This is a genomic window from Escherichia sp. MOD1-EC6021 (genome assembly GCF_002965245.1).
In the GTDB taxonomy this organism is placed as follows: domain Bacteria; phylum Pseudomonadota; class Gammaproteobacteria; order Enterobacterales; family Enterobacteriaceae; genus Escherichia; species Escherichia coli_F.
Genome location: NZ_PTRU01000009.1, coordinates 166,815 through 192,630, shown reverse-complemented (window position 1 = coordinate 192,630; position 25,816 = coordinate 166,815). Strand labels below are relative to the sequence as shown.

Here is a 25,816-nt window from a genome sequence, read left to right as displayed (position 1 = left end):
CCTTAAGCCTGCAACGTTATTGTTTCGATTCGGTGCTGGCGTTTTCCTGGCTGGAGGAAATTGCACGTGCTTTGATACCCGGATGAATACGTTGCAAACCGGAAACGATCACCCGATCGCCAGCCTGCAAGCCAGAGGTGACAACCCACTGGTCGCCGATGGCTTTGCTGGCTTCAATTTCGCGTAGCTGCACAACATCGTCTTTATCCAGAATGAGCGCCGTTGCTTTACCCTGGGCGTTGTGGGTGACGCCTTCCTGCGGCACCAGTAATACATTCTGGCGGCTACCTTCATCCACTAATGCCGTGACATACATACCTGGCAGCAAGTCACCATTTGGGTTGGGGAAAATCGCCCGTAACGTCACGGAGCCCGTGGTTTCATCCACCGTCGGGTCGGAGAATTTCAGCGTGCCGGTCTGGCTGTAACGTTTACCATTTTCCAGATTGAGCTGTACTGGCGTACTGCCCTGAACCTGTTTGATTTGTCCACTGGCGACCTCTTCTTTCATGCGCAAAAAATCCTGCACCGACTGCGTGAGATCGACATAAATCGGGTCCAGACGTTGCACGGTAACCAGTGAATCGGCTTGATTAGCGGTAACGAGTGCGCCGACGGTCACCGACGATTTCCCGCTGACGCCCGTAATCGGCGAGGTGACATTCGCGTATTGCAGATTGATCGTCGCCTGTTCAACAGCCGCTTTGGCGACGGTGACATTGGCTTCTGCTTCATTCAGCTGGGTGCGCGCGGTGTCGTAATCCTGACGGCTAACGTAGTTGGTCTTCAGCAATGATGCCTGGCGGTTAAAGGTGATGCGGGCATTGCTGGCGGTTGAGAGTGCTTTCGCCAACGAGCCTTTGGCGGAGTTTAGATCGGCCTGTAAAGGCGCAGGATCAATCTGATACAGCGAATCGCCCTGGTTCACTTTATCGCCTTCGATAAAGTTGCGTTTAATGATAATACCGCCCACCTGAGGGCGTATCTCGGCAACTTCATAAGGAACGGTTCTACCAGGCAATTCGCTCAACACATTGACCGAACCGGGGGAGAGTGTGACGACACCGACCTCAGGCGTCATGGCGGCGGCGTTTTCCGTCGATTTGTCATCGCAGGCGGTGAGCATCGCGCCGCAGAATAACAACGGTATTAACAGTTTTCTTCTTCTGTTCATTTTAGTCCCTGAAAATTCTTGAGATATAACGGTTCTTTAAATTGCGCGCGAGGAGAGGTATGAGGGATTTACAGACCAGCGGCATAGTGGGGTTGTCAGCCAGTAAGATGGGATGCAAGCACAGTGATCGACATGGTGAGGTCAACGACAAAAAAAATGTTGCCGTTCTGCCAACAGTTCCTGCCAGCATTCGGGCAACGAAGGGTTCTACTGGTGGATACACATACCAGGGGAATAAAGTCGTTTTCGCCTCTCCTTTAGTCATCACCGGGGATAATGAAATCAGCATCTGCATCCCTCTTCATGCCTGCCATCATTTTCAGTTAATTATGTCCTGACTAAAAATAAGATGTGATACCCAGGGTGACGATGTCGCTCATACGTCTTAGTTTCAGCTTGTACATAATGTTGAATTTCTGAATCTTTAATGTTTGTTGCGAAATATTGAGCGTTGACGTGATATTGCTTTCGTTTTTGTTTTTCAGAATCAGCTGCATAATTTTGAACTGATTATGTGAAAAACATAATTGTGAATTCTTATGGGGCAAGTGTTTACCATAAGTAATCTCAAGAAGATTTTTGATACTTTCTTTGCGGCTGACAAAATAAATAGGCGCTTTAGCTTTTAGTTTACTGATGTGATAAGGTGCCAAAACAATAATTCTCTCGGCGTCTAATTTCTCCAGAAATTTAATCGCTTCTTCATCAAGGATATGGTTGTGATAGGTATCAATGATAACCTTGAAGGGTTTATTACCTACTTTTTTGATCTCTGACAGGGAATTGATTTTTATCATTTCGTGATTATCTTTCAACTGCCAAAAGCCCTGTAAAAGAAAAGAATCTTTCGTCATGAGAAAAATCATAACTTGCTCCTTAGCCGTTATCGTTTCGAACATGTCATCCTTTTCATTATTTACATCCCTGTCCGAATCGTTGTTCAATATAGTAAACGCCTATAAGAACCTTGCCCTTCGTGAACTAATACGTCTATTAACACTAATCAATACTTCAGATTTATCCATCACGCACTCCATATATTGATCCTAAGTAAAATTCCTGGTTGTTATCAGATTGTAAACCGCAAACAAAAAATTAACGTTTGCGGATTACTGCCCAAGAATAAGTTATCAATAACCAGTTTGTGATCTCTGAAGAATATTACTAAAGTTAAAATGTAATCCGATTTAAATATCGAGTCTCCTTGTTTCGACTTAAGCTGGCAATTGGATTGCCAGCTTTCTTTTAACGCATTGAAATTACCTGAGTAAATAACTCATTCATGTCTTCAGGTTTTTATATAGCGTCTGGAGACACGGATATTTATGCAATGTAATCAACGCCAGTTGCAAAAAAATGAACCCGGATTACTTATTTAACCGCCCATAGCATCAACGTTTACGGAACTCTTTGTTCACTTTCCCACAGCACTTTTAAAACATTAAACCTGACTACGGAAAATATCAGCCATGATAATGTTTGAAATGGCTAATTTGCCATGCAATGAAAAAAATCAGATAAAATTCAGTAGGTTGAAATACTCATCAGCAGGTAATTATTTCAATGATAGCGCGCAATTGATCTAAAATGCTGTGTAGCGGAGAGAGTATTAATTGGATCATAGTCACATCAAGTGACTATGATCCAGGTGGCAATAGGGATAATTATTGCTTTTTAACAAACAAACTGGCGAAGCTGAACAGGCTAGCGGCGCTAAATATCAGTTCAATTCCCACTAGTGTGGAAACCAGCGTTACAGAAACCATCGGCGTTGCACCAAGGAATATCCAGGCAATGACGATATCCAGCACACCAATAACGAGCTGTAGCCAACTGCCTTTCATTGAACGCTGACGATACCAACTCATCAGGCGAATAACCCCTGCCACACAGAACAAACCGGCAATAAATGCCGCAATGGCAAAAATGCCCAGCTCCGGTGCGCGGATGAAGAAATAGCCGATCAATAAATAGGCGACTGCGACGAGGAAACCGGATAATACAGGCCAGAAATTATGACTGCGGTTGCTGAATAACCCGACAATAAGCGCAATACCTGAGCAGATTAATAATGCACCCACTACTGTGCTTAAAATGTCGCCAGAGACGAACGGAAAACTGATACACAGCAACCCGACGATAAACAGCAGCACGGCAATAAACTGGATTGCTCTGCGATGTTTTTTAAGCATCTCCAGATCAAACTTCAAAATTGTTGCCTTATCTATATATAACATAGAACCACCCTATAAAATTAAGAAGAAAATCCCCTGCTATCAATCTATGCCAAAAACGCGTCTAAGAATGCAGTCGATTTAATAAAAATTTCCTAATTACAGTATCTGATGCATCTGTAACTTATTGTATTGAAATAAAAATATCTGATTTTGATATTTTCCATCAACATGACATATACAGAAAACCAGGTTATAACCTCAGTGTCGAAATTGATTCGTGACGGCTCTTTCACTTTATAGTTGAGGATATTACGATGAAAAAAGTATTAGGCGTTATTCTTGGTGGTCTGCTTCTTCTGCCAGTTGTGAGCAATGCAGCGGATGCGCAAAAAGCAGCTGATAACAAAAAACCGGTCAACACCTGGACCTGTGAAGATTTTCTGGCTGTGGACGAATCCTTCCAGCCAACTGCAGTTGGTTTTGCTGAAGCACTGAACAATAAAGATAAACCAGAAGATGCGGTTTTAGATGTTCAGGGTATTGCAACCGTAACCCCAGCGATCGTTCAGGCTTGTACTCAGGATAAACAAGCCAACTTTAAAGATAAAGTTAAAAGCGAATGGGACAAAGTTAAGAAAGATATGTAATTCCGGGAATACGTTACATCGTACTTCCTTGCATATTGAACAGGTAGGAATACCTTCTTCAAAAGCAGCTATTCCTTCTGTTCATATTTAATCTCTATATTGAATGGGTTACAAAATGAATATTTCATCTCTCCGTAAAGCGTTTATTTTTATGGGCGCTGTAGCGGCTTTGTCACTGGTGAACGCACAATCTGCGCTGGCAGCCAATGAATCCGCTAAAGATATGACTTGCCAGGAATTTATTGATCTGAATCCAAAAGCAATGACACCGGTTGCGTGGTGGATGCTGCATGAAGAAACAGTTTATAAAGGTGGTGATACTGTTACTTTAAATGAAACCGATCTTACTCAAATTCCTAAAGTGATCGAATACTGCAAAAAAAATCCGCAGAAAAATTTGTATACTTTCAAAAATCAAGCATCTAATGACTTGCCGAATTAATGGGGCACAAGTAAAAAGGAGTAGCAAGTTGAGCCATCTTGCTGCTCCTTTTTGCATTTTTATATGACAGCAGAATTTATTATACGTCTTATACTCGCAGCAATTGCCTGTGGCGCTATTGGCATGGAAAGGCAAATGCGCGGCAAAGGAGCAGGGTTACGCACACATGTATTAATTGGCATGGGAAGCGCCCTGTTTATGATTGTTTCGAAATATGGTTTTGCTGACGTGCTGTCTTTAGATCACGTCGGACTGGATCCCAGCCGTATTGCTGCTCAGGTGGTGACGGGCGTCGGGTTTATCGGTGCAGGTAACATTCTCGTTCGTAACCAAAATATTGTAGGTCTGACGACGGCAGCGGATATCTGGGTGACCGCCGCCATTGGTATGGTTATTGGTAGCGGTATGTACGAACTGGGCATTTATGGTTCAGTGATGACCTTACTGGTGCTGGAAGTCTTCCATCAATTAACCTTCCGCCTGATGAATAAAAATTACCATTTACAGCTGACATTAGTGAACGGTAATACGGTATCAATGCTCGACTGGTTTAAGCAGCAAAAAATAAAAACGGATTTAGTTTCGTTGCAGGAAAATGAAGATCATGAAGTGGTCGCCATTGATATTCAGCTTCATGCCACGACGTCGATAGAAGATCTGTTGCGATTATTAAAAGGTATGGCAGGGGTGAAAGGCGTTTCAATTAGCTAATCTATATAGTTATTTATTCGCAGGAGTACCAGAGCGGTACTCCTGTTGGTTTTAATGATCGAGGACGATCAGTGGTGAATGGTTGGCAGGATCTTTAAGTACGGTAATATCCGCGCCGTAGAGCATTGTCAGCGCCTGCTGTGTCAATACGTCCTGCGGTTTACCATTTGCGATAACCTTTCCTTTTTGCATTAATACAACACGGTCTGCATAACGCGCGGCAAGATTTAGATCGTGCAATACGCAGCAAACATTGAACTGCCGTTCGTGAACTAGCTGGCGTAATAAACGAAACAAGTGCTGCTGATGGTGAATATCCAGCGCCGAAGTTGGTTCATCAAGAAATAACCATTTCGGTGAGGGAGTTGGTTCCCAGAGTTGCACCAGCAGGCGCGCTAATTGCACGCGCTGTTGTTCACCACCGGATAATTGCCGATAGTCGCGGTTTGCTAACGCCTGACAGTCACATAACGCCATTATTTGTGCTGTTTCATTATCCTGATTACCAGTACGATGCGGATGCCGCCCCATCTGGATAACTTCTTGTACGCTGAATGGAAACGCCATGTGGCTATTTTGACGCATCACGGCCCGGTGTTTCGCCAGTTCAGTAATCGACCATTCATTTAATGGCTTATTAAACAACCGACATTCGCCGCTATCAGGTTGAAGATAGCCGGTTAACTGGCGAAGCAGCGTAGATTTTCCCGCACCATTAGGGCCGAGAATGGCAACAATTTCCCCACCGGGAAAAGTCAGCGAGACATTATCAGTCAGACGCCGCCCCTGAAGGCTATAAACCAGATTCTGGGCGCTGATCATGTGATCCTCCGGTTGCGCAGAATCAACCACATAAAATAAGGGCCACCAAGCAGGCTGGTTAATAATCCCACGGGCATTTCTGCTGGCTGTACCAGTGTGCGGGCAAGCGTGTCTGCCATCAGCAATAAACAGGCTCCGGCGAGGGCGGAGCAAGGGATTAGCCAGCGGTGATTTGCCCCGGTAGTCATACGAATCAGATGCGGGATCACCAGGCCAATAAAGCCGATAATGCCGCTTACCGATACGGCGGCACCAACGAGCAGTGAGCTCACTAACAGTAATTGCTGGCGTTTACGCTTAACGTTCACGCCGAGGTAGTGGGCTTCTTCATCACCGAGCTGCAGTAAATTCAGCGTTCCGGCGAGACAAGTTGTTGCAATAATGGCCGGTAGGATGAATGAACTGGCAACCAATAACGTCGGCCATTGCGCCTGTCCAAGATTGCCCATCATCCACAATGTGAGTTGTCGTAGCTGTTGCTCATCGCCGATATAGCTCAGGATGCCGATCGCTGCGCCGCACAGGGCATTGATGGCGATACCGGCGAGTAATAATTGCATCATGCTGCCATCGCGATGGCGCTGCGTGATGAGAAAAATGATGGTGCAGACCACTAAACTTCCGGCAATGGCAAACACCATTTGCTCATAGAGCACCAGCACCACTGGGAAGGAAAAGGGCAGCACAATAGCAACGCCAACCATTAATGCAGAACCGCTACTGACGCCGAGTAATCCAGGGTCAGCCATTGGGTTGCGAAAAAGCCCCTGCATAATTACCCCGGCGGTTGCCAACGCTGCACCTACCAGCACCGCCAGCAAAACCCGTGGTAGACGAATATTGAGCCAGATATCGCGGTATTCCTCATCAAAAAGGGCATCAAAACTGATCTTTAACGCTCCCTGACTGGCACCGAACAGCACCAGAGCTAGCAATAATAGTGATAGCCCCATAAAGACCCTGGCGGAAGAGAGTGAATCCTTGAGCACGCAAAACTCCGTTACGACATTACGGCGCGGAGATTCCGCGCCGGGGGATCACGCCGGTTTCAGGTCCGGTTCAATCAGACTGTAGACCTGCTGGTTAAGTGCTGGCGCATTTGCCAGTTCATGGATATGTGCGGCGACATCGGCGCGGTTAACAAAACCATGACACTCCTGATTTTGTATCCGTTGTGCTTTGCCCGTTGCCGCACCATCAAGCAGACCGCCAGGGCGGAGAATGGCGTAATCAAGTTGGCTGGTTTGCAACCAGCTTTCCGCCAGCGTTTTTTCCCGTACCGCCTGACCAAACGCAGCCTTTGCCCGCTCCGATAAAAACGGCCAGCTATCGCCACATCCCAAAGAGGTCACCAGAATCATGCGACTGATGCCGGCCTTTTCGGCCTCATCAATCACTGTTCTGTGTGCCAGATAATCCTGAGCTCCGCCCATTGTTGAGATGATAAGCGCATCCGGGCCAGCTGCGCGGCAAGCAGCCGCGACTACGCTGGCATCACAGGCGTCGCCTGTAAAAACCTGTACGCCTTGTTGCGCCAGTTTCGTGGCGGCATCAGCATGACGAATGACAGCAACGATCGGACGTTGTTCCGCCAGCGCCAGTTCAAGCGTTCTGGCACCCACACCTTTTCCGCCTGCGCCAAAGAGTAGCCACGGCGTCATCAGGTGTGTTCCTTTAACGATGCTGCCAGAGCATGGAAGGCGCTGACTTGTTCGCTCAGGAGCTGACGATGGTCATCCCTGCCGAGGAAGATTTTCAGCATTGCGCTGCCTTCTTTGTTGAAAAAGAGAATGGATGCGGTGTCCATGCCCATAAATTTACGTTCGATCAAGGCAATATGTGTGCAGTTATCTGCTTTGATATGCCCGGACATGCCGTGCTTTCCGCGTAGGTTGAAATAGCCGTGGCGATGGAAACCCGAAGGCAGTTCGCCGCTAAATTCGAGGATTACATCGGCAGTATGTACTAACGTGGTGACGTTGCCCCATTCGCAGACGGTATCCCAGACAGTATCGAATTTATCGCCTGACACTACGGTAGAGGAGGGTAGATTTCTCACTACTTCCAGCAGTGTGGTGTTGTATTGTTCGGCTACCACCTCCAGCGTACCGTCCGGCTCCGTTTTCAAAAATTCTTGTAACGAGACATGGCTCATAAATCACTCCTGTTATGGTTTTTCACGCACAATCGCTGGCGCATTAAGTACCTGAATTAGTTCATTAAGAGACTGCAAAATATTGCTTGCCCAGAAACGACCTTCATTAGTCAGCCGCAGGCAAGTTGAAGCATCGCGGCTTAAGCCTTTTTGGTGCCATTGAGCCAGTAACGGCGCGAGTTTTTCGGCATGTGGCGTAAGTTCATCCAGCGGTACACGCGCTGTTTCAACACCTGACTGCAAGGTATGACGCCATTGCGCATTACGTTCGGCGTTACGCATGATCATCATCAGCGGTTTTTTGCCTGCCGCGACGGATTCATGCCAGGTCTGAAGACTGCGTTCGTTCATCCAGGAGTAACCATTAATCGAACCGCCGGCTCCGGAACCAAAGGCCAGACAATCGGCACCTTGTTTAATCAGCAGGTTATAGAGATTGCGTTCGCGTGTGGTACGGCCCCAGTGGCTGTTACTGATACAGCGCCAACCAGCGTCGTCCATGAAGTCACACCCTTGCAGATAAAGATCGCGTCGTTCTGCCGGAGAGGGCACGGTAGTACGCCCATTTTCCACGGCTTTGCCCAGCGGTGTATTGGGCAGGACATTGAGCGCATAGAGATCGACGCCGTCGAGACCGATATCGCGGGCAATAGTCAGATCTTCTCCCCAGGTTTGCGCATCCTGACCCGGCAGGCCAAACAGAAGGTCACAGACCACCGCAGCACGGTCGCGTTTGACCAGGCTTTCCATAAACGCAATGGCGGTTGGGCCATCCGAGGTGCGGGCCATTTTCTTACGGATTTTGCTGTTAAACGACTGAATACCAATTGAGAAGCGGTTTGCTCCTGCATCAAGGCAAGCATCGATTCGCTCAGCGTCAAAATTCAGTACCCGGCCTTCGATAGTGATTTCACAATCAGGGGCCAGTGGCAGCTTTTCTCGTAATGTGGTGATAATTCTGGCCAAATCGTGTGCCGAAAGCGCGGAAGGCGTGCCGCCACCGAAATAGACCGCGTGGATGGGGGCAGACTGATGCAATACGCTGTCCGCTTCCATTTCTATTTCACGAATCAGGGCGTCGGTATAATGAGCACACGCATCTTCATTAAAACGGTTCTGATAAAAACCACAAAACGTGCAGTGTGTTGCACAAAAAGGAATGTGTAGATAAACCAGTCGCTTACGTGGTGATACCGTTTGATTGAGCATCTCTTGCCAGGTCTGTGCCAGTTGCTCTTTGGCAACTGGAATGGCCCCACGAAACGGCATCATGGCGCGCCTGTCTTTAAATGGCTGATCACCGTCTAAAGCAAAATGTGGCGTGAGATCCAGGGGGTTATTTGTGTTCATTCGTCTGATTTAAATCCATTTATTGCGGCCAAAGCTGCTGGTGTAAAGACTCAACGACATCAGCAATACGCGGACCCATTCCCAGAATCAGGTTTTGATCAACGGTGATAATGCGCTGGTTTTTCCATGCGGCAGTGTGGGTAATTCCGGCAATAGAACGTAGCCGGTTAATATCGCCATCGACCATTTGTGAGGTTACGACAATCACTTCTGGATTAGCCGCAATCAGTGATTCTGCACTGTAGCTTTTTTACTGCTGGTGGGTTGCGACGTTTTCTGCTCCGGCAAGCGAAAGAATGGCGTCCGCGACGCTGCCTTTACCGGCAACCTGTGGCGCACTTCCGCCTGCGGAGAGAACAAACATGGCTTTAACCGGGGCTTTTTTGGCCGCCACGTTTTGCTGTACTCGCTCCAGGCGTTGGTTGATCTGTGTCACCAGCGCCTCGCCTTGTTCAGGAACCTGTAGCGTTTTTGCCAGTTGGCGAATGTTGGCGAACATCTGCTCAAGGGTGGCAGGCACACGCGGCAGGGTGACGACGTTGACTTTCTGCGCTCGTAGTTGGTCGAGCACAATTTGTGGCCCGGCATCCTGCCAGGTAATTACGCTATCCGGGCGAAGTGACAAAATGCCTTCGCTGCTGAGTTGTTTCCAGTAGCCAATATGCGGCAGTTTGGCGGTTTCTGGTGGATAAGATGTCGTTTCATCGACACCAACCACGCGTTCGCCAGCGCCCATCGCGTAGATTAGCTCCGTCAGCGATCCTCCTGCGACCACGATACGTTCGGCAGCCGTTACGCTAAAAGCCCAGCTAAGAGCCAGTACTGCCGTAAACAATTTTTTTCGTTTTACCGCGGTCTTCGCGGCAGAGGCCACGGCTGAAATACATAACGTCAGTGGGGAAAAAAGAAACGGCCTGGTGATGATCCTTGGCATAATATGAGAACTCTTATCAAATTGAGAATGATCATGATTATCATTTGAGTTATATATGAAATACAACCGTCGATTCAATACGCAAGGCGTTACAAGCGTATTTATTTTTGATTTTTATCAAGATGCTTCGTCAGCTAACGTTCTTGTTACCGACTAAATTTCAGCGCGGGAAAAAGCTGAGAACCCAGAGATATCGCGGCTTGCAGAGCAAAGAGAAGAGAAAATTATCACTGTTAACGACAAAGTTTAGTGATGAGGTCATGGGGGAATAACCATAAAAACAAAGTGGTTTCCAGGGCGCAGGATAGGTTTCATAACCCCCTGTTTATTGTGTTAATGGCGGTTAAAAAAAAGCTTGATCATAAAAAATTGATCGATAATAATTCTCATTATCACGTTCGCGCTTAACAAAACACGACCATATGGATAACAAAACCATAGCATTTGCAAGGGATAACGCACAGCGCTCTTCACTCCTGATGGGGCATATCGTTTTGCCTGATAAAGAGGGCGTGCTTTTGCGTATTTGCCGAGATACCAGGCAATTTCATGGGATATAAACGCCTGTAAACTCACCCGGCGAATATTATCGCTCTGAATTTTAAATAAATTTATTTCTCGCAAGCCACCCCGGTATTAACCCAGGCAGCCAGCATTTTTTATTTTCCTCATGGAGAATCGCTATGTCACGTCCGCAATTTACCTCGTTGCGTTTGAGTTTGTTGGCTTTGGCTGTTTCTGCCACCTTGCCAACGTTTGCTTTTGCTACTGAAACCATGACCGTTACGGCAACGGGGAATGCCCGTAGTTCCTTCGAAGCGCCTATGATGGTCAGCGTCATCGACACTTCCGCTCCTGAAAATCAAACGGCTACTTCAGCCACCGATCTGCTGCGTCATGTTCCTGGAATTACTCTTGATGGTACCGGACGAACCAACGGTCAGGATGTAAATATGCGTGGCTATGATCATCGCGGCGTGCTGGTTCTTGTCGATGGTGTTCGCCAGGGAACGGATACCGGACATCTGAATGGTACTTTTCTCGATCCGGCGCTGATCAAGCGTGTTGAGATTGTTCGCGGACCTTCAGCATTACTGTATGGCAGTGGCGCGCTGGGTGGGGTGATCTCCTACGATACGGTCGATGCAAAAGATTTATTGCAGGAAGGACAAAGTAGTGGTTTTCGTGTCTTTGGTACTGGTGGCACGGGGGACCATAGCCTGGGATTAGGCGCGAGCGCGTTTGGGCGAACTGAAAATCTGGATGGTATTGTGGCCTGGTCCAGTCGCGATCGGGGTGATTTACGCCAGAGCAATGGTGAAACCGCGCCGAATGACGAGTCCATTAATAACATGCTGGCGAAAGGGACCTGGCAAATTGATTCAGCCCAGTCTCTGAGCGGTTTAGTGCGTTACTACAACAACGACGCGCGTGAACCAAAAAATCCGCAGACCGTTGAGGCTTCTGAAAGCAGCAACCCGATGGTTGATCGTTCAACAATTCAACGCGATGCGCAGCTTTCTTATAAACTCGCCCCGCAGGGCAACGACTGGTTAAATGCAGATGCAAAAATTTACTGGTCGGAAGTCCGTATTAATGCGCAAAACACGGGGAGTTCCGGCGAGTATCGTGAACAGATAACAAAAGGAGCCAGGCTGGAGAACCGTTCCACTCTATTTGCCGACAGTTTCGCTTCTCACTTACTGACATATGGCGGTGAGTATTATCGTCAGGAACAACATCCGGGTGGCGCGACGACGGGCTTTCCGCAAGCAAAAATCGATTTTAGCTCTGGCTGGCTACAGGATGAGATCACCTTACGCGATCTGCCGATTACCCTGCTTGGCGGAACCCGCTATGACAGTTATCACGGTAGCAGCGACGGCTACAAAGATGTTGATGCTGACAAATGGTCATCTCGTGCGGGGATGACTATCAACCCGACCAACTGGCTGATGTTATTTGGCTCATATGCCCAGGCATTCCGCGCCCCGACGATGGGCGAAATGTATAACGATTCTAAGCACTTCTCGATTGGTCGCTTCTATACCAACTATTGGGTGCCAAACCCGAACTTACGTCCGGAAACTAACGAAACTCAGGAGTACGGTTTTGGGCTGCGTTTTGATGACCTGATGTTGTCCAATGATGCCCTGGAATTTAAAGCCAGCTACTTTGATACCAAAGCGAAGGATTACATCTCCACGACTGTCGATTTCGCGGCGGCGACAACTATGTCGTATAACGTCCCGAACGCCAAAATCTGGGGCTGGGATGTGATGACGAAATATACCACTGATCTGTTTAGCCTTGATGTGGCCTATAACCGTACCCGCGGCAAAGACACCGATACCGGGGAATATATTTCCAGTATTAACCCGGATACCGTTACCAGCACCCTGAATATTCCGATCGCTCACAGTGGCTTCTCTGTTGGTTGGGTCGGTACGTTTGCCGATCGCTCAACACATATCAGCAGCAGTTACAGCAAACAACCTGGCTATGGTGTGAATGATTTCTACGTCAGTTATCAAGGGCAGCAGGCGCTCAAAGGTATGACCACTACTCTGGTATTGGGCAATGCCTTCGACAAAGAGTACTGGTCGCCGCAAGGCATCCCACAGGATGGTCGTAACGGAAAAATTTTCGTGAGTTATCAATGGTAATCATCTGCCCCGATATTTCGGGGCATTTATCTGGAAGGAAGAGAGACAATGAACCACTACACACGCTGGCTTGAGTTAAAAGAACAAAATCCCGGAAAGTACGCGCGTGACATCGCAGGTTTAATGAATATTAGCGAAGCAGAACTGGCATTTGCGCGCGTCACGCACGATGCGTGGCGGATGTGCGGCGATATCCGTGACATTCTGGCGGCGCTCGAAAGTGTTGGCGAGACCAAATGTATTTGTCGTAATGAATATGCAGTCCATGAGCAAGTTGGTGCGTTCACAAACCAGCATTTAAACGGACATGCCGGATTGATCCTCAATCCGCGCGCGCTGGATTTGCGTCTGTTTCTCAATCAATGGGCCAGTGTTTTCCACATCAAAGAAAATACGACTCGTGGCGAACGCCAGAGTATTCAGTTCTTTGATCATCAGGGCGATGCATTACTAAAAGTTTATGCCACCGACAATACCGATATGGCGGCATGGAGTGAGCTTCTGGCACGGTTTATCACCGATGAGAATACGCCGCTTGAGTTAAAAGCCGTTGATGCGCCAGTTGTTCAAACGCGAGCCGATGCCAGTGTGGTCGAGCAAGAGTGGCGGGCGATGACCGACGTTCATCAGTTTTTTACGTTGCTCAAGCGCCACAACCTGACGCGCCAACAGGCGTTCAATTTGGTGGCAGATGATTTGGCCTGCAAAGTATCCAACAGTGCGTTGGCGCAAATTCTTGAATCTGCACAGCAGGATGGCAATGAAATCATGGTGTTTGTTGGCAACCGTGGCTGCGTACAGATTTTCACTGGCGTGGTAGAAAAAGTGGTGCCAATGAAAGGTTGGCTGAATATTTTTAACCCGACGTTTACTCTTCATCTATTAGAAGAGAGCATTGCTGAAACCTGGGTAACCCGTAAACCTGCTAGTGACGGTTATGTGACCAGTCTGGAATTGTTTGCCCATGATGGTACGCAGATAGCGCAACTTTATGGTCAACGTACAGAAGGCGAACAGGAGCAAGCGCAATGGCGTAAGCAAATTGCTTCGCTGATACCGGAAGGCGTTACTGCATAACGTATAATTAAAGGGAGGTCTGGCTATTTATTGCTGGGCCTCTTTATATTAATCAATCGATCACACCAGATAATCAATATGCTGATGGCGTACCAACTCATTGATCCGCTTAAGATTGAGGATCATCATGATATTGTGTTTATGGCAGTAGAACGTTTTTAGCGATATTTTCAGTTTCTCCAGAATATCTTCCGTTGTCATTTGATTCGCAATGCAGCTCAGAACCTGATGCTGCTTGCGCGAAAGGGACACATCCGCTTCAGGCACAGAGCAGTAACTGCCATTGATGAGTGCGACAAAGTCGATGATGGTGATAGTTCGCGGAACAAAGGTCACCGGTACTTTCCCCAGGCAGCGTTTAATATTAAAGGGAGAGAAAATAATCACATGGACAGGTTTTAATCGTTCAATCTGAGTGAGCAAATTAGAATGAAATACATTATTCATTAATGTATCAATAATGACGAAGGCATGCTGATGCAACATTACGTCGATCTCTTCTTCGTTCTGTATATGAACGACATTACCTTTGCTCAGAATGTTTTTCATCGCAGTGAAGAACATCGTATCCCTGGTAATTATAAGAAACATAACCGACTCCTGGTGCGGACATTAACTTTATAATCAGTTTGCCAAAGGTAATTAACAGGACAGGGCTTATAATAATAATAGTTAGCTGGCTGTGTATTAATTTAATGTAATGCATGATGCAGATGCTGAGAAAGCATCTGCATCTCTCGGTGGTGTTATTTGACCAGCTCAGGTGTTACTTGACTCACCGCATTGGTGTAGTAAGGCGCGCCCCAGCCCGGTTCCGGCCAGAATGCACCATAGCCGTAATCCCACAGGTTATAGGTGGTATTAACCACTTCTCTCAAATGCCACACCTGGATTCCCTGCATATTCACTTCCAGGAAGTTATACGGGACTTTATTGATAAAGCCAGGTTGTTCACCCTGAATGGTACCGAGGATGGTAACAAAGTGATTACGATAGTTCACTGGATCAAGGAAGCCGCTTTGTCTGGCGAGCAGTCGGCCCTGATAGTTGGCTTCAATATCAGGCTTCGCATAGCTATCCAACGGTAATACAGCGATTTCTAACAACGTATCCGTTTTGCCATTGATAACGTTGATAACCTTCCCGCCAAAGCGCGCTTGTTGACCAACATATAACCCCGGCTGGTTATGAACAGCAACAAAACTTTTTTGGATATCAGGTTGGTTATTGCCTTTGATATTTTGCGGAATTGAACTACATGCGGCAAGCAAAAATGAAAGGCTGAGGATGAGTGCACCTTTTGTCATGTTCATGTTACTATCCTTATCAACAAATATTAAAACCATAATAGATATTTCTTTATAGTTTTCATCTGATTCTGAGGCGATATGCCTGATAGTAACGTAAACCTGTCTGATGTTTATATCCCTTCAATTCAATTTAGATAATTATGGGGCGTGACATGAGTATGACATCGCCCCATGATATTAGCGACATATTTTAAAAATACTTAAAATATATTTTTATTCATTAGTTATAAAGTGCTAATGTTCAAAATTATGGTATTATATTCTGGTAATGCTTCGATAAGCGAATTCTTTTACCAGTTGGTAATTTTATTTCCACCCCGTAATTTATATCTTTTTCATTAGGTAGTGGCCTCTTTAAATAAGGACTGTGCGATATTTTTTCGAGTTGAAGCGTCCTGTATTTAAAAGCATTGAATTCATCTTTAGACATTGTTGCCCATTTTTTAATTTTATTGTATAGGTGGTCTGTCGTAACAATTTGAAGTTGCTCGTAACATTCCTTTTGGAATTCTTGCTGATATTTTAATATATCTTTAAATGTAAGGTTTTTTACCTTTGTCTTTAAAAGTTGTATTATCGTTGAAGCAATTTCAGATTTTGCTCGCAAAGATTCATCATTTATAGTCAACAGTGTTGAAAACAATCCATCAATTTGTTTGTCAAGGTACTGATCATAGTTATGTAATTTTTGGATGGGATGTTTTTTATGTAAAAAAATAGTATTTAATAAATTTGCGTCAGTGAAATCTATATTGAGCAAATCTTCATAATAAAATTTTGACAAGGTCAGAACGAGCCCTGACATGTCTTGTCCTGTCATATTGAAATTAATAAAGTCACATCCAGAAAATACATTCATCCTGTTTTCATTTTCACTATGCGCAACATACAATTTGGCCAGTTTCAGATACAAGCTTTGAATGTCTTTTATCTCAGATGGTAAGTCTGCTCGTTGCCCAGCGAAAATGTTATTATCTGAGCAAACAGTTTGGATGCTGAATGTTTTAGGGATTTCCTCTTCTATGAGAATTCTTGTTGTGATTGGTCTGTTGGGTGTTGGATTAACGACTACAATGATTTGACATTCAGAATCTTTATCTTCTTGGTATATAATTTTATTTATCTGATTAAATATTGTTTGCGTCTGTTGCGTGAGTGGCTTTGAATCTATCGATTCAATGTTATTAATAATATTCACAAGTTGATCTACAACTCGTGAATATTCTGCATCTGTAAATGGGGGGATTGTGTGGCACTCATTAATTTGTTGTGATTGTTTTTGCACAAAATATAATTGTTCAGGATGGTTTTCTTCACCTGGGAATGAGAAATTAATGAGTTGTTTTTCGCTATTATCATAAGGGCGCTTTGAAGTCTCCGGGGCTTTAACATCATTAAATATTTTGTCAGTATTTATAGTACAATTATAAATATCACCATTATATATATTTATTATACCAGGGGTAAAATCAATTGACATAACATTCCTTATTGATCATCTTTTTTGCAAAATTTTTAGTTAATATGATAATTAGAGATATGAAATGATTTCCTTCAATGCAGCTATAAATACGATGCGACATATCTTCCTGATATAATTATCTTTAACTTCCATTTTATTTCTATGTGGTAATGTTTGAGTATAAAAAGGCAGTGATAGTATCGTAAAATAATGCGCTAGCAACTATCAAAAAACGCTCATTTTAAAAGGTTATGATATGCTTTGAAGGTGTATGAGGTGAAATTTTAGTGATCTTTTTTAAGTGTAGCAATAAAATTGGTTAAGCTGTATTGAAATTATTTAAAGAAGTGTTGCATTAGTATCTGAAATTTTTCCTTTAAAAGGGAGGATGAGACAAAAATGCGCAGCTTCGGCGCTAAAAATTCTTTAGTTTGATTTTGTTAACTTTAAAATAGCATCTGAGTCATATAGCTATACCTAAAATAACCGTCATAAATGCCACTTAGCAAAACAGATGGCGAAGGAGCCACGAAGAACAAATAAGGGGGCATATCCCCCTTTAGTTATTTCAGGCGTTTACCCGCTTCATCAACCACTTTCTCGCCATCTTCCTTGGTGAACGCGCCTTGTTGCGCATCTGGCAGAATTTCCAGCACGACTTCTGAAGGGCGGCACAGGCGAGTTCCCAGCGACGTCACTACAATCGGGCGATTAATCAGAATCGGGTGCTGAAGCATAAAGTCGATTAACCGATCGTCAGTAAATTTATCTTCTGCAAGGCCCAGTTCCTCATACGGCTCAACGTTTTTACGCAACAGCGCACGAACGGAAATCCCCATATCGGCAATGAGCTTGACCAGTTCATCGCGCGTTGGCGGAGTTTCCAGATAATGGATAATGGTCGGTTCTGTACCGCTGTTGCGGATCATCTCCAGCGTATTACGCGATGTGCCGCAGGCTGGGTTGTGATAAATGGTAATGTTGTTCATATCAGTATCTCATTACAAAGTGAAAGATAGGCGTAGCGCCAGCGCCACCAGCGTCACGAAAAGCACAGGCAGGGTCATGATAATTCCTGTACGGAAGTAATATCCCCAGCTGATAGTCATATTCTTCTGCGAAAGAACGTGCAGCCAGAGCAGCGTTGCCAGGCTACCAATTGGGGTAATTTTCGGTCCCAAATCGCAGCCAATCACGTTGGCATAAACCATCGCTTCTTTGATAACGCCAGATGCCGTGCTGCCATCAATGGACAACGCGCCAACCAGTACCGTCGGCATATTGTTCATAATAGAAGAGAGGAACGCAGTGAGGAATCCGGTACCGAGCGTCGCGGCCCACAGGCCGTTATCCGCCAGCACGTTGAGTACGCCAGAAAGATATTCCGTGAGTCCGGCATTGCGCAGGCCATAAACCACCAGATACATGCCGAGCGAGAAGATGACAATCTGCCAGGGTGCACCGCGTAGCACTTTACCCGTATTAATCGCATGACCGCGTTTAGCGACGGCAAATAATATCAGCGCGCCCACTGCCGCAATGGCGCTTACCGGAATGCCGAGCGGTTCCAGGACGAAAAATCCCACCAGCAGAAGCAGTAAAACAACCCAGCCAGTTTTGAACGTCGCAGGATCTTTAATCGCATCTGCGGGAGATTTTAGCAGCGCCATGTCGTAGTTCTGCGGAATATCTTTGCGGAAATAGAGATGCAACATCACCAGGGTAGCCAGTATTGCAGCGATATCCACCGGCACCATCACCGAGGCATATTCGCGAAAACCAAGGCCAAAGAAATCTGCTGAAACGATATTCACCAGGTTAGAGACAATAAGCGGCAGGCTGGCGGTATCGGCAATGAATCCGGCCGCCATAACAAACGCCAGCGTAGTGCCTTTGCTGAACCCTAAAGCCAGCAGCATGGCGATGACAATCGGCGTCAAAATAAGCGCCGCGCCATCATTGGCAAACAGGGCCGCAACGGTAGCACCGAGCAGGACAATCCAGGTAAACAGCAAGCGACCGCGCCCATTGCCCCAGCGTGAGACGTGCAGCGCCGCCCATTCAAAAAAGCCGGACTCATCCAGCAGCAAGCTGATGATAATGACGGCTATAAACGCAGCCGTCGCGTTCCAGACGATATTCCACACCACCGGAATATCGCCCGGATGGACCACGCCCGTCATTAATGCCAGTACCGCACCGAGCGTAGCACTCCAGCCGATACCTAAACCTTTCGGCTGCCAGATAACCAATACGATGGTCAGGACAAAGATAGCGCCCGCCAGTAACATCATGCCTCCTGGATAAAACACATTCGAATATTCATATGTGTTTAGATAAATTTTTTAACTACAAATATTCTTACTGTCTGCGGAACAATTTTGTCTGGCGAGGTTACGGACAATCACCTGAACCTTTTCCTGTTCGCATCGCCAGGCCTGCTCAATAATTTTCGCCGCCCATGCTGGAATATGCGGCGATAAACGGTAATGAACCCACTTTCCTTGCTTGCGGTCCAGCAATAGCCCACTTTCACGCAGTAATGCCAGATGGCGGGAGATCTTGGGCTGCGACTGATCGAGGGCAGTGCAGAGATCGCAGACGCATAACTCACCCAGTTCGCTGAGCAGTAAAACGATGCCCAGACGGGTTTCATCGGCAAGAATTTTGAAGAGTTGGATGGGTAACAGAAATGACATATTACGCTCCTGATTGTTGCACTTAGTGTCTCTCTTCGAAGCGGATAAGTCAAAAACATATATGACTTAACGAATATGTAAGTGTAGAGAAAGGTATAGGTGTGAATTAAGCGTTGGGTGTTCATTTGAAAGGAAGTCTGAATCAGGATGTAAAAAAACCGACTTTGCGTCGGTTTTTTACTCTTCAGCCAGAGTTGGTGGCTCTGGCTGGAGTGAGAATGCCCACATCTAACGGTTCAATACTATTAGCCAGTGGCTAACATTGCAAGCGTTAGCGATTTCTTCAGCTGGCGAAGGGACAGTTTGCTATACATGGTGGTGAAAGAGGATTGATATACTTTCATCGGGTCGCTGCCGTACCAAGCCTTGTCCGAATCCGGACGTAAAAAAACCGACTTCGCGTCGGTTTTTTTACTCTTCAGCCCAGAGTTGGTGGCTCTGGCTGGAGTGAGATAGCCATCATCTAACACATCAATGCTAATACCATACTGAAACCATTGCAAGGACATGCTGGTTTTATAACCCGCAAGTACTGTATGATTATCCAGTTGGCTCTGAGGCATTTTCACTCTGGCAATGCGCATAAACGCTTTCAAAGTCCTGATCAGTGGTACGGGTGGTGCCGTTAACTGATGCTCTGGCAGGAGTGAGATTGCCCACATCTAACAATGAGGCATGCGCCGTGACAGGCAGTGGATGAGTAAGCGGATGCATTCTCACTCCATCGCATGGAGAAAACGGGTGATTGATAAAGCAATCATCGTTCTTGGGGCGTTAATTGCGCTGCTGGAACTGATCCGCTTCCTGCTTCAGCTTCTGAACTGATAGCGGAAACGTAACTAAGGGCAAAGAGCACACCACTCTTTGCCCTTTAACATTTAACGCATGGTAACGAACTCTTCTGCCGCCGTTGGGTGAATGGCGACGGTATTGTCGAAGTCTTTTTTGGTTGCGCCCATCTTCAGCGCCACTGCGAAGCCCTGCAACATTTCGTCCATACCAAAACCAATGCCGTGAATACCGACAATCTTCTCTTCTGGTCCAACGCACACCAGCTTCATGCGGCACGGCTGGCGGTGCGTGGTGACGGCGGTATACATCGCGGTGAAAGAGGATTTATACACTTTCACCTGATCGTCGCCGTACTGCTCGCGCGCCTGCGGCTCTGTTAAACCAACAGTACCAATCGGCGGATGACTGAAGACCACGGTCGGAATGTTGCTGTAATCCAGATGCTCATCCGGCTTGTTATTAAACAGGCGTTCAGAGAGGCGGCGGCCTGCTGCAACTGCCACCGGTGTCAGTTCCACTGCGCCCGTGTTATCGCCCACCGCGTAAATACCTTCAACGTTGGTATTTTGATATTTATCGACGACGATATAGCCTTTTTCGTTAGTTTTAACGCCAGCGGCTTCCAGGTTGATGTTGTCATTGGCAGGTTCGCGACCAATCGCCCAAATCAGGCAATCCACCGTTTCACTGCGACCATCTTCCAGCTCCAGCGTCAGGCTGCCATCGGCATTTTTCACTACCGCTTTCGGGATGGCGTTGGTGTGCAACTGCGGACCTTCGGCGTTCATCACTTCGACCAGCGTTTCAGAGAGCATCGGGTCGAAGCTGCGCAGCGGCGCATGTTTACGAACAAACAGATGCGTTTTCGCGCCGAGGCCGTTAATCACGCCCGCCAGTTCAACGGCAATGTAACCTGCGCCAACAACCGCCACGCGCTCTGGCAAAGCAGGCAGGGCGAAGAAGCCATCGGAATCAATACCGTATTCCACGCCCGGAATATCCGGGTGGCTCGGGCGACCGCCGGTGGCGATCAGGATATGATCGGCCGTGATGGTTTCGCCGTTTACTTCAATTGTTTTGGCATCAACGAAGCGGGCAAAGCCTTTGATTACATCAACGTTATTTTTACCGAGCACGTTTTCATAGGAGGTATGAATACGGTCGATATAGGCGGTACGGCTGGCGATCAACGTTTCCCAGTTGAACTTATTGATGGTGGTATCGAAACCATAATCCGGGCCGTACATGTGGATCGCTTCACGGATTTGCGCCGCGTGCCACATCACTTTTTTCGGCACGCAGCCAACATTCACGCAGGTGCCGCCCAGTTCTTTGGCTTCAATCAGCGCGCATTTCTGACCGTACATAGCCGCGCGGTTGATGGAGGCGATACCGCCGCTGCCGCCGCCGATGGCGATGTAATCATAGTGTTTAGTCATGACATATTGTCCTTATCGTTGATTACCGCGATTGTAGCGCGAGACGTAATAGGTGCCAGCGATGGCTGCAATTACTCTGGCACGATCCAGCTTACGGTGGCATGCCCGGTGCCAGCCGGAACCAGTTTGCTGTGCAACCACGGCAACACGTTATTCATCTGCTGTTCCAGCTTCCACGGCGGGTTAATCACAATCATGCCGGAAGCGGTCATGCCACGGCGATCGCTGTCTGGCAGTACCGCCAGTTCAATTTGCATAATCTTGCGAATACCGGTCGCTTCCAGATCGTGGATCATGCGCTTGATTTGCTGACGCAGCACCACTGGATACCACAGCGCGTAGACGCCTGTGGCAAAACGTTTATACCCCTCGTTAATGCCGCTGACCACCGCCTGATAGTCGGTTTTCATTTCATACGGCGGGTCGATAAGGATTAAACCACGGCGAGAAACCGGCGGCAGCTTGGCTTTAAGCTGCTGGAAACCGTCGGCTTTTTCCACGCGCGCACGGCTGTCTTTCTGAAATTCAGCACGCAGCAACGGGAAATCGCTCGGGTGCAGCTCGGTCAGTTGCAGACTGTCCTGTTCACGCAGTAACTGACGGGCAATCAACGGTGAACCGGGGTAGTAACGCAACTGACCGCTACGGTTGAAGTGTTTTACCACATTGATGTACGCCTCCAGCTCCGCAGGCAGATCGTCCTGCTGCCAGATACGGGCGATACCTTCGAGATATTCGCCGGTACGCTCGGCATGTTCACTGCCTAACTGATAACGCCCCGCACCCGCGTGGGTATCCAGATAGAGAAACGGTTTATCTTTCTCTTTCAGTGACTCGATGATCAGGCTCTGAACGGTATGTTTAAGGACGTCGGCGTGGTTGCCAGCGTGAAAGCTGTGGCGATAACTGAGCATGGGTAAAGGTGTTCCGGTAAGTAAAAATCGGCCCGTATTCGGGGCGCACAAAAGCCTATCAGGACAGTATACCGAAAAGAGGCCGTCGCCGCGAAAGCGTAACGTTTCTCATTGAAATTCACTACACTTAACCCCATGCTACACACATTATGTAAAGCGCCTGTTGAGCGCTTCCTTAACCTCTTTAACCAGGACTGCGCTAATGACGAATCCGTTACTGACTCCCTTTGAATTGCCTCCGTTTTCTAAAATTCTCCCGGAACATGTCGTTCCAGCCGTGACGAAGGCATTGAATGACTGCCGCGAAAATGTGGAGCGCGTAGTAGCGCAAGGGGCACCGTACACCTGGGAAAATCTCTGCCAGCCGCTGGCGGAAGTGGACGATGTGTTGGGGCGTATCTTCTCCCCGGTCAGCCACCTGAACTCGGTGAAAAATAGCCCGGAACTGCGTGAAGCGTACGAACAAACCCTGCCGCTGCTGTCGGAATACAGCACCTGGGTAGGGCAACATGAGGGGCTGTATAAAGCGTACCGCGACCTGCGCGATGGCGATCATTACGCCACGCTGAATACGGCGCAGAAGAAAGCGGTTGATAACGCCCTGCGTGATTTTGAACTCTCTGGCATCGGTCTGCCGAAAGAGAAACAGCAACGCTACGGCGAAATTGCTACCCGTCTTTCCGAGTTGGGCAACCAGTACAGCAACAACGTCCTTGATGCGACAATGGGCTGGACCAAACTCGTTACCGACGAAGCGGAACTGGCGGGTATGCCAGAAAGCGCGCTGGCGGCGGCAAAAGCCCAGGCCGAAGCGAAAGAACTGGAAGGCTACTTGCTGACGCTGGATATCCCAAGCTATTTGCCGGTAATGACCTACTGCGACAACCAGGCCTTGCGTGAAGAGATGTATCGCGCTTACAGCACCCGCGCTTCCGATCAAGGCCCGAACGCCGGTAAGTGGGACAATAGCAAGGTGATGGAAGAGATCCTCGCTCTGCGTCACGAACTGGCGCAACTGCTGGGCTTTGAAAACTACGCCTTTAAATCTCTGGCTACCAAAATGGCGGAGAACCCGCAGCAGGTGCTTGATTTCTTAACCGATCTGGCAAAACGCGCCCGTCCGCAGGGCGAAAAAGAGCTGGCGCAACTGCGCACTTTCGCCAAAGCCGAATTTGACGTCGATGAGTTGCAGCCGTGGGATATCGCATACTACAGCGAAAAACAGAAACAGCACCTCTACAGCATCAGCGACGAACAGCTGCGTCCGTACTTCCCGGAAAACAAAGCGGTTAACGGCTTGTTTGAAGTGGTGAAACGTATTTACGGCATCACCGCTAAAGAGCGTAAAGATGTTGATGTCTGGCATCCGGATGTCCGTTTCTTCGAACTGTATGACGAGAACAACGAACTGCGCGGCAGCTTCTACCTCGACCTGTATGCCCGTGAAAACAAGCGCGGCGGGGCGTGGATGGATGACTGCGTAGGCCAGATGCGTAAAGCCGACGGTTCGCTGCAAAAACCGGTCGCGTACCTGACCTGTAACTTCAACCGCCCGGTGAATGGTAAACCAGCGCTGTTTACGCATGACGAAGTAATCACCCTGTTCCACGAGTTCGGTCATGGTCTGCACCATATGCTGACCCGCATTGAAACCGCCGGTGTATCCGGGATCAGCGGGGTGCCGTGGGATGCGGTCGAACTGCCGAGCCAGTTTATGGAAAACTGGTGCTGGGAGCCGGAGGCGCTGGCGTTTATCTCCGGTCACTATGAGACTGGCGAACCGCTGCCGAAAGAACTGCTGGATAAAATGCTGGCGGCGAAGAACTACCAGGCGGCGCTGTTTATTCTGCGTCAGCTGGAGTTCGGCCTGTTCGATTTCCGTCTACATGCAGAATTCCGTCCGGATCAGGGGGCGAAAATCCTCGAAACTCTGGCAGAAATCAAGAAACTGGTTGCCGTGGTACCGTCTCCGTCATGGGGCCGTTTCCCGCACGCTTTCAGCCATATTTTCGCCGGTGGTTATGCTGCAGGTTACTACAGCTACCTGTGGGCCGATGTGCTGGCAGCGGATGCCTTCTCACGCTTTGAGGAAGAGGGTATTTTCAACCGTGAAACCGGGCAGTCGTTCCTCGACAACATTCTGAGCCGTGGCGGTTCAGAAGAGCCGATGGATCTGTTCAAACGCTTCCGTGGGCGTGAACCGCAACTGGATGCGATGCTGGAGCACTACGGCATTAAGGGCTGATCATTCAGTGAAAATCTGTTTAATTGATGAAACAGGCGCCGGAGACGGCGCCTTATCTGTTCTGGCGTCCCGCTGGGGGCTGGAGCACGATGAAGACAACCTGATGGCGCTGGTGTTAACACCGGAGCATCTGGAACTGCGCAAGCGTGATGAGCCGAAGCTTGGTGGCATCTTTGTTGATTTTGTTGGCGGAGCGATGGCGCACCGTCGCAAATTCGGCGGTGGTCGCGGTGAGGCGGTGGCAAAAGCGGTGGGCATTAAAGGCGATTATTTGCCGGACGTAGTAGACGCTACCGCAGGCTTAGGTCGCGATGCCTTTGTGCTGGCTTCAGTCGGCTGCCGCGTGCGGATGCTGGAGCGTAATCCGGTGGTTGCTGCATTGCTCGACGACGGCCTGGCGCGTGGTTATGCGGATGCGGAAATCGGCGGCTGGTTGCAGGAGCGTTTGCAATTAATTCACGCCTCCAGCCTGACGGCGCTGACTGATATTACCCCCCGCCCGCAGGTGGTCTATCTCGACCCGATGTTCCCGCATAAGCAGAAAAGCGCGCTGGTGAAAAAAGAGATGCGCGTGTTCCAGTCGCTGGTGGGGCCGGATCTCGACGCTGATGGATTGCTGGAGCCTGCACGCTTGCTGGCGACCAAACGCGTGGTGGTAAAGCGCCCGGACTACGCGCCACCGCTGGCGAATGTCGCCACGCCAAACGCGGTTGTCACCAAAGGGCATCGCTTTGATATTTATGCAGGTACGCCGGTGTGAAAGTAAAGCAGGGTAGTGTTATTGCTACCCTGTGTTCTGC

26 protein-coding genes and 1 pseudogene are annotated in these 25,816 nt (G+C 47.9%); 9 read left to right on the top strand and 18 right to left on the bottom strand.

The features are described 5' to 3' along the window. Window positions 1–16: 16 nt before the first annotated feature. Window positions 17–1,126, bottom strand: coding sequence for a multidrug transporter subunit MdtE (gene mdtE / locus BEB54_RS13070; RefSeq protein WP_311023917.1), 1,110 nt, complete (start codon window positions 1,124–1,126; stop codon window positions 17–19). A gap of 107 nt (window positions 1,127–1,233) precedes the next feature. On the opposite strand from mdtE, the gene BEB54_RS13065 reads away from it, so the two are divergent. After that, window positions 1,234–1,512 carry a hypothetical protein gene (locus tag BEB54_RS13065; RefSeq protein ID WP_001205315.1) on the top strand — a complete coding sequence of 93 codons (279 nt, stop codon included), beginning with the start codon at window positions 1,234–1,236 and terminating at the stop codon, window positions 1,510–1,512. Here the strand turns inward: BEB54_RS13065 and gadE are convergent, their stop codons facing one another. Beyond that, window positions 1,513–2,040, bottom strand: a complete 528-nt coding sequence (gadE, locus tag BEB54_RS13060; RefSeq protein ID WP_000576690.1) for an acid resistance transcriptional activator GadE — start codon at window positions 2,038–2,040, stop codon at window positions 1,513–1,515. Between the two features lie 798 nt (window positions 2,041–2,838). Next, on the bottom strand, window positions 2,839–3,411 hold the full coding sequence (hdeD, locus tag BEB54_RS13055; protein WP_000965671.1) for an acid-resistance protein HdeD: 573 nt from the start codon (window positions 3,409–3,411) through the stop codon (window positions 2,839–2,841). A 254-nt stretch (window positions 3,412–3,665) separates the two neighbouring features. Here hdeD and hdeA point away from each other — a divergent pair, with 254 nt between their 5' ends. From hdeA to BEB54_RS13040, 3 genes are all read left to right on the top strand, one after another. After that, window positions 3,666–3,998: an acid-activated periplasmic chaperone HdeA gene (gene hdeA, locus BEB54_RS13050; RefSeq protein ID WP_000756553.1), complete on the top strand. Its 333-nt coding sequence runs from the start codon at window positions 3,666–3,668 to the stop codon at window positions 3,996–3,998. A gap of 115 nt (window positions 3,999–4,113) precedes the next feature. Then, window positions 4,114–4,440, top strand: coding sequence for an acid-activated periplasmic chaperone HdeB (hdeB, locus tag BEB54_RS13045; RefSeq protein ID WP_001298717.1), 327 nt, complete (start codon window positions 4,114–4,116; stop codon window positions 4,438–4,440). A gap of 63 nt (window positions 4,441–4,503) precedes the next feature. After that, on the top strand, window positions 4,504–5,151 hold the full coding sequence (locus BEB54_RS13040; RefSeq protein WP_001296814.1) for an MgtC/SapB family protein: 648 nt from the start codon (window positions 4,504–4,506) through the stop codon (window positions 5,149–5,151). Window positions 5,152–5,202: 51 nt separating this feature from the next. Here BEB54_RS13040 and BEB54_RS13035 read toward each other — a convergent pair whose 3' ends face one another. The 6 genes and pseudogenes from BEB54_RS13035 to shuT form a co-directional block, all read right to left on the bottom strand. Continuing rightward, window positions 5,203–5,973, bottom strand: coding sequence for a heme ABC transporter ATP-binding protein (locus tag BEB54_RS13035; protein ID WP_000622316.1), 771 nt, complete (start codon window positions 5,971–5,973; stop codon window positions 5,203–5,205). Then, window positions 5,970–6,962, bottom strand: a complete 993-nt coding sequence (gene shuU, locus BEB54_RS13030) for a heme ABC transporter permease ShuU/ChuU (protein ID WP_000910402.1) — start codon at window positions 6,960–6,962, stop codon at window positions 5,970–5,972. Before shuU ends, BEB54_RS13035 begins: the two co-directional genes overlap by 4 nt. A 48-nt stretch (window positions 6,963–7,010) precedes the next feature. Further along, entirely contained in the window at window positions 7,011–7,634 is a 624-nt protein-coding gene (gene chuY / locus BEB54_RS13025; RefSeq protein WP_105277419.1) for an anaerobilin reductase, read from the bottom strand. Then, window positions 7,634–8,128 carry a heme utilization cystosolic carrier protein HutX gene (hutX, locus tag BEB54_RS13020; protein ID WP_105277420.1) on the bottom strand — a complete coding sequence of 165 codons (495 nt, stop codon included), beginning with the start codon at window positions 8,126–8,128 and terminating at the stop codon, window positions 7,634–7,636. Before hutX ends, chuY begins: the two co-directional genes overlap by 1 nt. 12 nt (window positions 8,129–8,140) lie before the next feature. Continuing rightward, window positions 8,141–9,478 (bottom strand): heme anaerobic degradation radical SAM methyltransferase ChuW/HutW, encoded by a 1,338-nt coding sequence (hutW, locus tag BEB54_RS13015; RefSeq protein ID WP_105282210.1) that lies wholly within the window; start codon window positions 9,476–9,478, stop codon window positions 8,141–8,143. Between the two features lie 19 nt (window positions 9,479–9,497). Continuing rightward, window positions 9,498–10,412: pseudogene (gene shuT / locus BEB54_RS13010) on the bottom strand (heme ABC transporter substrate-binding protein ShuT). Between the two features lie 683 nt (window positions 10,413–11,095). On the opposite strand from shuT, the gene chuA reads away from it, so the two are divergent. Together chuA and chuS are read left to right on the top strand one after the other, a co-directional pair. Then, window positions 11,096–13,078: a TonB-dependent heme/hemoglobin receptor ChuA/ShuA gene (gene chuA / locus BEB54_RS13000; RefSeq protein ID WP_032185375.1), complete on the top strand. Its 1,983-nt coding sequence runs from the start codon at window positions 11,096–11,098 to the stop codon at window positions 13,076–13,078. A gap of 48 nt (window positions 13,079–13,126) precedes the next feature. Beyond that, complete coding sequence (chuS, locus tag BEB54_RS12995) at window positions 13,127–14,155, top strand: hematinate-forming heme oxygenase ChuS (protein WP_032185374.1); 1,029 nt, start codon at window positions 13,127–13,129, stop codon at window positions 14,153–14,155. A 60-nt stretch (window positions 14,156–14,215) separates the two neighbouring features. Here chuS and BEB54_RS12990 read toward each other — a convergent pair whose 3' ends face one another. The 7 genes from BEB54_RS12990 to BEB54_RS28840 form a co-directional block, all read right to left on the bottom strand. Then, entirely contained in the window at window positions 14,216–14,746 is a 531-nt protein-coding gene (locus BEB54_RS12990) for a helix-turn-helix transcriptional regulator (protein ID WP_000478615.1), read from the bottom strand. A 155-nt stretch (window positions 14,747–14,901) separates the two neighbouring features. Beyond that, window positions 14,902–15,468 (bottom strand): outer membrane lipoprotein Slp, encoded by a 567-nt coding sequence (gene slp / locus BEB54_RS12980; RefSeq protein ID WP_001057453.1) that lies wholly within the window; start codon window positions 15,466–15,468, stop codon window positions 14,902–14,904. Between the two features lie 244 nt (window positions 15,469–15,712). Continuing rightward, on the bottom strand, window positions 15,713–16,945 hold the full coding sequence (locus BEB54_RS12975) for a hypothetical protein (RefSeq protein WP_105282209.1): 1,233 nt from the start codon (window positions 16,943–16,945) through the stop codon (window positions 15,713–15,715). A 545-nt stretch (window positions 16,946–17,490) separates the two neighbouring features. Further along, a complete protein-coding gene (gene arsC, locus BEB54_RS12970) occupies window positions 17,491–17,916 on the bottom strand; it encodes a glutaredoxin-dependent arsenate reductase (RefSeq protein ID WP_105277424.1) in 426 nt (141 codons plus the stop codon). 12 nt (window positions 17,917–17,928) lie between these two features. Next, window positions 17,929–19,218 carry an arsenite/antimonite:H(+) antiporter ArsB gene (arsB, locus tag BEB54_RS12965; RefSeq protein ID WP_105277425.1) on the bottom strand — a complete coding sequence of 430 codons (1,290 nt, stop codon included), beginning with the start codon at window positions 19,216–19,218 and terminating at the stop codon, window positions 17,929–17,931. Window positions 19,219–19,272: 54 nt separating this feature from the next. Further along, entirely contained in the window at window positions 19,273–19,626 is a 354-nt protein-coding gene (gene arsR / locus BEB54_RS12960) for an As(III)-sensing metalloregulatory transcriptional repressor ArsR (RefSeq protein ID WP_000008961.1), read from the bottom strand. Window positions 19,627–19,871: 245 nt separating this feature from the next. Further along, window positions 19,872–20,210 (bottom strand): hypothetical protein, encoded by a 339-nt coding sequence (locus BEB54_RS28840; RefSeq protein WP_162754263.1) that lies wholly within the window; start codon window positions 20,208–20,210, stop codon window positions 19,872–19,874. 157 nt (window positions 20,211–20,367) lie between these two features. Here BEB54_RS28840 and dinQ point away from each other — a divergent pair, with 157 nt between their 5' ends. Further along, complete coding sequence (gene dinQ, locus BEB54_RS12945) at window positions 20,368–20,451, top strand: damage-inducible type I toxin DinQ (protein ID WP_001295215.1); 84 nt, start codon at window positions 20,368–20,370, stop codon at window positions 20,449–20,451. A gap of 53 nt (window positions 20,452–20,504) precedes the next feature. Here dinQ and gorA read toward each other — a convergent pair whose 3' ends face one another. Together gorA and rlmJ are read right to left on the bottom strand one after the other, a co-directional pair. Next, a complete protein-coding gene (gene gorA / locus BEB54_RS12940; protein WP_000160799.1) occupies window positions 20,505–21,857 on the bottom strand; it encodes a glutathione-disulfide reductase in 1,353 nt (450 codons plus the stop codon). 71 nt (window positions 21,858–21,928) lie between these two features. Beyond that, a complete protein-coding gene (rlmJ, locus tag BEB54_RS12935) occupies window positions 21,929–22,771 on the bottom strand; it encodes a 23S rRNA (adenine(2030)-N(6))-methyltransferase (protein WP_001353598.1) in 843 nt (280 codons plus the stop codon). Between the two features lie 202 nt (window positions 22,772–22,973). Between rlmJ and prlC the strand changes: the two genes are divergently transcribed. Both prlC and rsmJ read left to right on the top strand, forming a co-directional pair. Next, on the top strand, window positions 22,974–25,016 hold the full coding sequence (gene prlC, locus BEB54_RS12930) for an oligopeptidase A (protein WP_032185368.1): 2,043 nt from the start codon (window positions 22,974–22,976) through the stop codon (window positions 25,014–25,016). Between the two features lie 7 nt (window positions 25,017–25,023). Continuing rightward, window positions 25,024–25,776: a 16S rRNA (guanine(1516)-N(2))-methyltransferase RsmJ gene (gene rsmJ / locus BEB54_RS12925; RefSeq protein ID WP_032303981.1), complete on the top strand. Its 753-nt coding sequence runs from the start codon at window positions 25,024–25,026 to the stop codon at window positions 25,774–25,776. The last annotated feature ends 40 nt before the right edge of the window (window positions 25,777–25,816 follow it).